This window comes from Bacillus sp. NPDC057893, assembly GCF_042796455.1.
Classification (GTDB): domain Bacteria; phylum Bacillota; class Bacilli; order Bacillales; family Bacillaceae_G; genus Bacillus_A.
In genome coordinates, this window is record NZ_JBHVNG010000024.1 from 8,979 (window position 1) to 15,084 (window position 6,106).

Annotated in this window: 8 protein-coding genes; 6 read left to right on the forward strand and 2 right to left on the reverse strand. The window is 30.9% G+C overall.

Translation table 11 applies throughout. The features are described from left to right. Window positions 1-91: 91 nt before the first annotated feature. Window positions 92-289 (reverse strand): gallidermin/nisin family lantibiotic, encoded by a 198-nt coding sequence (locus tag ACFVQC_RS29670; protein WP_139253827.1) that lies wholly within the window; start codon window positions 287-289, stop codon window positions 92-94. Between the two features lie 208 nt (window positions 290-497). On the opposite strand from ACFVQC_RS29670, the gene ACFVQC_RS29675 reads away from it, so the two are divergent. Genes ACFVQC_RS29675 through ACFVQC_RS29700 form a run of 6 tightly spaced genes read left to right on the forward strand, consistent with a single transcriptional unit; the run spans window position 498 to window position 5,684 of the window. Further along, complete coding sequence (locus tag ACFVQC_RS29675; RefSeq protein ID WP_377900110.1) at window positions 498-1,226, forward strand: ABC transporter ATP-binding protein; 729 nt, start codon at window positions 498-500, stop codon at window positions 1,224-1,226. After that, the gene (locus ACFVQC_RS29680; protein ID WP_377900112.1) at window positions 1,223-2,041 is read left to right on the forward strand and encodes an ABC-2 transporter permease; all 819 of its coding nucleotides are present in this window, start codon (window positions 1,223-1,225) and stop codon (window positions 2,039-2,041) included. The genes ACFVQC_RS29675 and ACFVQC_RS29680 overlap by 4 nt, the downstream gene beginning before the upstream one ends. Window positions 2,042-2,051: 10 nt before the next feature. Then, window positions 2,052-2,819: an ABC transporter permease gene (locus ACFVQC_RS29685; RefSeq protein ID WP_377900113.1), complete on the forward strand. Its 768-nt coding sequence runs from the start codon at window positions 2,052-2,054 to the stop codon at window positions 2,817-2,819. A 14-nt stretch (window positions 2,820-2,833) separates the two neighbouring features. After that, on the forward strand, window positions 2,834-3,526 hold the full coding sequence (locus ACFVQC_RS29690; protein WP_377900118.1) for a response regulator transcription factor: 693 nt from the start codon (window positions 2,834-2,836) through the stop codon (window positions 3,524-3,526). Continuing rightward, window positions 3,519-4,952, forward strand: a complete 1,434-nt coding sequence (locus ACFVQC_RS29695) for a sensor histidine kinase (protein ID WP_377900114.1) — start codon at window positions 3,519-3,521, stop codon at window positions 4,950-4,952. The genes ACFVQC_RS29690 and ACFVQC_RS29695 overlap by 8 nt, the downstream gene beginning before the upstream one ends. Window positions 4,953-4,982: 30 nt before the next feature. Beyond that, window positions 4,983-5,684 carry a response regulator transcription factor gene (locus ACFVQC_RS29700; RefSeq protein WP_377900116.1) on the forward strand — a complete coding sequence of 234 codons (702 nt, stop codon included), beginning with the start codon at window positions 4,983-4,985 and terminating at the stop codon, window positions 5,682-5,684. 198 nt (window positions 5,685-5,882) lie between these two features. Here ACFVQC_RS29700 and ACFVQC_RS29705 read toward each other — a convergent pair whose 3' ends face one another. After that, window positions 5,883-6,104, reverse strand: a complete 222-nt coding sequence (locus tag ACFVQC_RS29705) for an IS3 family transposase (RefSeq protein WP_377900117.1) — start codon at window positions 6,102-6,104, stop codon at window positions 5,883-5,885. Window positions 6,105-6,106: the final 2 nt, after the last annotated feature.

Here is a 6,106-nt window from a genome sequence, read left to right on the forward strand (position 1 = left end):
TTCCTATACTTTATAGGTTTCTTTTCAATGCTTATGTAACAGCGAAAAGAAAAACTATTATGTTAAAAAAATCTTAAATTATGCCCTACTATTAAGCACATGTAATACAGGTTTTTGTAACGCATGCAGTATATCGACTTGGACAGCATTTAGAAGCAAATGTGCCGTCATTACAACCATTATGACAAGTTCCAGGTGTACAAAGTGCAACGCTTGTAATTCGAGGCTCAACTCCCCCACTACTCTTTGAAACTTGTAAATCTAAATCAAACACATCTTTTTTACTCATTATTACATTCTCCTCTCGAAATTAAATGAATAAATAGATAAATCGATGAATTCATCACAGTAAGTGTATTCCTAATTTTGTAAAAAAAAAGTAAAATTTACATTTCTTTATTTTTGTTTATGTTTCTTTATAAATTTTATTTTCATTTGTTTATAAAATGTTTATTTTCATTTTTTATAATGGAGACTGAAGAAGGAGGAGATATATTATGGGGAAAATGATGTTAGAAGTAAAAGAAGTAACAAAGAAAGTAAAGGGCAGAACATTAATTGACCACTTATCATTTCAAATTGAGGAAAAAGAAATTTGTGGTTTTGTAGGGCCAAACGGATCAGGGAAAACAACATTAATTCGAATGATTATGGGGTTAATTAAGCCGACATCGGGTGAGATTTACATCAATGGCAGTAGTGTGCGAGAGAATAGGGAGTCCGCATTAAAGCATGTAGGAGCTATTGTGGAATCTCCAATTTTCTTCCCATATATGTCGGGAAGAAAAAATTTAATAAATTTAGGAAGAATTACAATGGAAACAAGAGGAGATTTGCTGAAAAAAAAGGTTGAAGAAGTATTAAAGATTGTTGGATTAGAGAGTAGAGCTGATGATAGTGTTGGAACATATTCACTTGGGATGAAGCAACGTTTAGGTATTGCTCAGGCGTTATTAGGAGACCCAACTTTTATTATATTAGATGAGCCTTCCAACGGTCTTGATCCAGTCGGTATTCAGCAATTAAGAAAAATTATTTTACAGTTAAAGAAAGAAAAAAATATTACTTTCTTTGTTTCTAGTCATTTAATTCGAGAATTAGAACTCATTTGTAGTTCTTGGATAATGATAAATGATGGTAAATTGTTGTGGAAAGGAAAAACAGATGGATTGAGACGAAACGACAAAGATTTAGAAGAAGTATTTGTGGAGATGATGACACAATGAAAATGTTAATAAGGGCTGAATGGGAACGATTATGGGCAAAGAAAGTTACATGGTTATGTTTTTTTGCCGTACCTATTATGTTGTTTGCTTCAGCAAAAGTTTTTTTGAAACATAATGAGGTAGTTCCAGCCAATTATTCAGATCATACATATGCAAATTCATTTCCGTTTATGGGGTTATCTGAACAATTACTTGGGACATTTAATATGATTTTACTAATTACAATTATTTTAATGTTTTCTCATGAATATCATAGTGGACAAATGCGCATGGTATTACAACGATCTTATTCGTATAAACAAGTACTACTTGCAAAAATAATAACAACCTTATTAACGATGCTGCTATTCTTAACAATTTACTTTATATGTAGCTATGTAGTTGGGTTTATATTTTTTGACTATCAAACTAGTATTGTATTACTACTTCATACTAAACCTTCGACAGGTATAACAATAGTAATATATAACATTTTATATTACTTAATTGCATATATAACGTTGGTAGCTATGACTAGTGTTTTGGTGATGTTAACAGTAATGAGTAAATCAACAACAGGAGCAACTTTGTTAGGAATGGGGTTTATGTTATTTTCTGCAGCATACCCTAACATTATACAAATTATGGAATCATCTACTTTACTAGGGTTTATTAATTATACATCTTTATTTATGTTGCAATATAATGGGATCGCAACAATGCTATTAGGATACCCACCTTTAATAGCGTGGTGTTTAGGGATTATGTTTCTTTACATCATTTTGTGTAACCTTATAACGTTTCGTGTGTTAAGTAATAAAGATAATTTTATTTGAGGTGATGAAAATGAAAGCTTTATTAATTAGTGAATTTGAACGAATTTTTTCAAGAAAAAAAACAAAGGTTTTGTTGGTTCTTTTTTGTTTAATTACTTTTTTGGATTGTTTATTTGTAGGATTGTATGGGACAGCTGTGTACAGCTCGGAATTTCAAGGACCGCTAAATAATTTGAATTTCCCATCCATTTTAGCTAAAGAAATTTATTTCATACTTGCCTTTTTGATATTCCCTATTTTATTTATAGATAGTTTTAGTGGAGAACTATCAGGAGGTGCGTATCGCTTAGTATTAATTCGATCCGTAGGTAGAACCAAGTTGTTGCTAACAAAATGGATTGCACAAGTTATCTTGGTACTTACTTTTTTACTTATTGCATTTGTTATTAGTTATATATACGGCATGTTTTTTATAGAGAATGCAGAAAGTACAATGTTTTTAGATAAAAATGTGCAATACAATGCTATTGAATCGTTTTTCTATACGTTAAAGTTTTATGGTGTTTTATTTATTATTGCAAGTTCTATTTTAATGATTGCAAATTTCATGAGCCTTTTAGTCATCAACCCAGTAGTTAACTTTTTAATGACTATAGGTGGTATGGTAGGTTCAATGTATATATACGATGATTTTAAATATTTCCTCATCTCCGGAGCTGAAGCCTTCAGAATTATCAGCCAACAAGATTACACATTTTTCCTTTTGAATGCTATAATTATCGTGGTAGGCATTGCTTTAAATTTATTTATCTGGCAGAAAAGAGATATGTATAATTAGAGGAGATGTTGGCAATTACGGATAAGATTTTAATTGTAGATGATGAAGAAGAGATTGTTACATTTGTCAAAGATAGTCTTCTTATGGAGGGGTATCATGTTCTAACAGCATTTAATGGTAGTGATGCAATTAAGCAAGTTAATGCTGGTGTTTCTTTAATTATACTAGATGTAATGCTCCCGGATATGAATGGTTTTGAAATTTGTAGGAAGATCCGGGAGAAACTCACTTGTCCGATTCTATTCCTTAGTGCAGATGGAAGGGAGACATCGAGAATTGAAGGATTGATGGTTGGGGGGGATGATTATATCGCAAAACCATTTAGCATTAGAGAACTGAAAGCAAGAATTATCGCCAATTTAAGGCGTGTGAAGGAAATAGAGCATCCAAATCAGGGGCATAGTTTAATGTGTGGAAATATTTTTATTAATTTCAAAAAAATTGAGGTAACAGTAAATGACGAATTAGTCCATTTTACAAAAAAAGAATTCGAATTATTGAAATTATTTTCACTGAATCCGGAGCAAGTCCTTACTAAAAAACAGATATTTGAAAAAATTTGGGGATATGATAATGAGAGTGATATTCTAACAATTGTAGAGCATATAAAAAAGATTCGGATTAAATTAGCTTTGTATGACTCGCAGTATAAATACATACATACTGTATGGGGAATTGGATATAAATGGAGCGTAAAAAATGATTAAGAATTTCTCAATAAAAAAACAGATCATTACTGGATTCTTAGTTATTTTGTTTGGGAGTATCATACTAACTATTATAACATTTGTATGTATGTTTAGTTGGTGGATGAATGGAGGGAGTGGCACTGTTCATCCCGCTGATTATTATCAAAATAAAATTCCAATAATTGAGAATTACGCAAAAGAAAAAGGGGATAATTTATTAGAAGAAAATGAAAAGAGTAGTTTGGAAAAGCTTATTCCCACAGAGGGCATTAAGTATCAAGTTATTAATGAAAAAGGAATATATTACTATGGAAATATCACTGAAAGTGTTATTAATAAAGAAAATCCTTTAGTGAAAAATATTAATTTAAAGATTAATAGTAAGGAAAACGCGAATAATATTACATACTACATCCCGCTATCTAATGATAATGGGGAGCTAAAAGGATCACTCGTTCTTAATTATAATATAGCAGTCTCTGCTACATCATTTTTAGATTTCATCCCTATTGTTCTATTATTTCTATCTCCCTTCATATACATCACTATATTATCATATTTAATTTCAAATAAAATCGGAAAAAGACTTTCAAAACCGATAACAGATTTAATTACTGCGTCACACCGAATTAAAGATAAAGATCTTAATTTTCATTTAGAATATGATGCTAATAATGAAGTTGGAGAATTAGTGCAAGCGTTTGAAAAGATGCGTGCCGAATTAGAAAACAGCCTATCTAGGGAATGGGCGTTAAAAGAAGAACGTAGAGAGTACATCAATGCAATTTCTCATGATTTAAAGACTCCCCTAACGATTGTGAAAGGGCATGCTGAAGGTTTACAAAGTGGTATGTGGAAGGATGAGGAACTGTTACTTCGCTATTTATCTACTATTGAATCTAATGCCAATCGAATGGCAAAGCTACTGAGCGAATTTAATATGATAAACGAATTGGAAGTGTGTTCATTCAATTTGTTTTTAATAAATAGTGAAATAGAGCAATTTTTAAAAAGTAAAATTATGGAATATAACTATCTGATGGAGAAAAAAAATATTTATTTTAGTTTTGAAATTAAAAATGATAAGCGAATAAAGAATTTCATTTTAGATCAAGAGCGGATTAGTCAAGTAATTGATAACATTATTATGAACAGTATCCGTTTTACTCCTGATAAAGGGAAAATTCATGTGACTGTTTGTATTAATACGAAACAATTACAATTCCATATTGTTGATTCTGGATCAGGATTTGAATCTAAAAATATGCTTAAAATTTTCAATCAATTTTACCAAGGTGATCCTTCTAGATCTAAAAATAAAGGTCATTCCGGTTTAGGCCTTTATATTGCGAAGACAATTATTGAAAAGCATAAAGGTGAAATTTATGCGGACAATAATAGTAAATATGGTGGTGCTCATATTTGGTTTATCATACCAAATTAAGATACAGAATATGAACTGGGGGTAGAAAATTTGATTGGGCCCAACGGTAAGATTTTAATTGTAGATGATGAACCAGAAATAAATCTCATGTTAAAAGATGCTTTTAAATTGGAAGGATATGAAGTATATACAGCGAGTAATGGCGTAGAAGGAATTATTCAAACAAAAAGATACAATCCTGATATTATTATTATGGATATTATGATGCCCGATTTAAATGGATATGATGTTATAAAAATTTTAAGAGAAGAAATTGATACTCCTATTATTTTATTAAGTGCGAAGCAAAGTGAAGTAGACAAAGTATATGGATTTGGAATAGGAGCAGATGATTATGTGGTAAAGCCTTTTAGTATTCAAGAACTAAAAGCTCGAGTAGCCGCACATATTAGACGAGAACGACATATGAGTATAAAAGGATCAGAAAAAGAGTTAGTGTCTTTAAAATTTGGGAAATTAGCTATTTGTATCGTGGAATACAAAGTTTATTACGATTCCCATGAAATTGTGTTTACCAATAAAGAATTTGAAATTACAAAACTATTAGCTTTACATCCAGGACAAACCTTTACGAGAGAGAATATATATGAGCTAGTATGGGAAGATATAGCTTATTATGATAGCCATACAATAACAGAGCATATCAAAAAAATAAGAAGAAAACTACAAAATGTTCAATGTGAGGATTACATTCAGACTGTTTGGGGAGTAGGGTATAAGTGGTCTGGTTAATTTTCACTTTAGATGTTTTTTACACACAAGTAAACAATTATATCAAAGGGGAGAGGAGATTACCATTAATCACTGTTTGGAAAATAGACTAGATAATCTGCTTATTAACCACGTTAAAAGGTTTAAATAACTATCAATAAAAAAGAATTAGAGTTTTGCAGTGACCCCTGTCAAGTAGACAGTATTTAAAAAGCGCAACTAAGCAACCTGAGTTCTATATTTATATAGACTCAGGTTATTTAATTTCTTTTGAAATCTTTGATGATTATAAAAGTGCATATATTTACGCACGGCAAGTTTGACCTCATTCGCTTTACGGAAGGAGTATAAATGAAAACACTCTGCCTTAAAGTGACTGAAGAAGTTTTCCATACAAGCATTATCCCAACAGTTGCCTCTTCGAGACATACTTGCCTTCATCT

What these genes read in the sequence shown, in the direction of transcription:
- ACFVQC_RS29670 (WP_139253827.1), bottom strand. Translation starts at nt 289, where the DNA reads ATGAGTAAAAAAGATGTGTTTGATTTAGATTTACAAGTTTCAAAGAGT.
- ACFVQC_RS29675 (WP_377900110.1), top strand. Translation starts at nt 498, where the DNA reads ATGGGGAAAATGATGTTAGAAGTAAAAGAAGTAACAAAGAAAGTAAAG.
- ACFVQC_RS29680 (WP_377900112.1), top strand. Translation starts at nt 1,223, where the DNA reads ATGAAAATGTTAATAAGGGCTGAATGGGAACGATTATGGGCAAAGAAA.
- ACFVQC_RS29685 (WP_377900113.1), top strand. Translation starts at nt 2,052, where the DNA reads ATGAAAGCTTTATTAATTAGTGAATTTGAACGAATTTTTTCAAGAAAA.
- ACFVQC_RS29695 (WP_377900114.1), top strand. Translation starts at nt 3,519, where the DNA reads ATGATTAAGAATTTCTCAATAAAAAAACAGATCATTACTGGATTCTTA.
- ACFVQC_RS29705 (WP_377900117.1), bottom strand. Translation starts at nt 6,104, where the DNA reads ATGAAGGCAAGTATGTCTCGAAGAGGCAACTGTTGGGATAATGCTTGT.